We start from the raw sequence: 889 nt of genomic DNA on the forward strand, positions 1-889 counted from the left end.
GGGCTTCATCAGCCAGGAGGCCATGCACTCCCAGGCTCATTCCGGGGTGCTGGATCACTTCGCGGCCAAGGGCGTCGACGTCACGCCGTTCACCGACCAGATGGCCTGGCTCTTCTCCCAGCTCATCGGGGACCGGCCCGGGTGGGGTTGGCGGCGACGGCAGAGCTGGCTGCTCGAGCGGGTGTCGATGGTGGCCGCGCTCGAGCACTACACCGCCATCCTGGGCGAGTGGATCCTGGACACCCCGCAGCACGACGCCTTCGGCACCGACCCGGTGATGCTCGACCTGCTGCGCTGGCACGGGGCCGAAGAGGTCGAACACAAGGCGGTCGCGTTCGACACCATGAAGCACCTGCGCGGCGGCTACTGGCGCCAGGTGCGCACCCAGCTGCTGATCACGCCGGCGCTGCTGTGGCTGTTCGTCCGCGGCGTGCGGTTCATGTACTCGGTCGACCCGTACCTGCCGCCGGGCACCAAACCCCGCTGGCGCGACTACTTCAGCGCGGCGCGCCGCGGCCTGGTGCCCGGGCCGTTCCAGTTCCTGCGGGTCATCGGCGCCTATTACACGCCGAGTTTCCACCCGTCCAAGCTCGGCGGGGTGGGCCGCGCGGTCGACTACCTGGCCCGCTCGCCCGCGGCCCGCGCGGCGCACTGAACGTCGGGGGCACACGAATGACTCAGTCCAACACCGTGATCGCGTCCGACGGCGTGTCGCTGGCCGTCCACGCCCACTCGCCGATCGACCCGGGGCGCCCGACGATTCTGGCGATCCATGGCTACCCCGACAACCACCACGTGTGGGACGGCGTCGCCGACGCCCTTGGCCGCGAAGTGATCCAGCACCCCGGAATGAGCCTGGGAGTGCATGGCCTCCTGGCTGATGAAGCCC

The 889-nt window shown here is 70.0% G+C and carries 1 protein-coding gene and 2 pseudogenes; 2 read left to right on the forward strand and 1 reads right to left on the reverse strand.

Annotated elements, in window-relative coordinates; all coding sequences use genetic code 11:
* Positions 1–655: metal-dependent hydrolase (locus tag A9X05_RS06345; protein ID WP_067778544.1), on the forward strand; the 655-nt coding region annotated here is incomplete at its 5' end.
* Positions 656–672: 17 nt separating this feature from the next.
* Positions 673–813, forward strand: a pseudogene (locus tag A9X05_RS30890) (alpha/beta hydrolase); the annotation flags it as partial.
* Here A9X05_RS30890 and A9X05_RS31960 read toward each other — a convergent pair.
* A pseudogene (locus A9X05_RS31960) lies at positions 814–889 on the reverse strand (hypothetical protein); the annotation flags it as partial.

Origin of the sequence: Mycobacterium sp. E3298 (assembly GCF_001666895.1) — a bacterium.
GTDB lineage: Bacteria > Actinomycetota > Actinomycetes > Mycobacteriales > Mycobacteriaceae > Mycobacterium.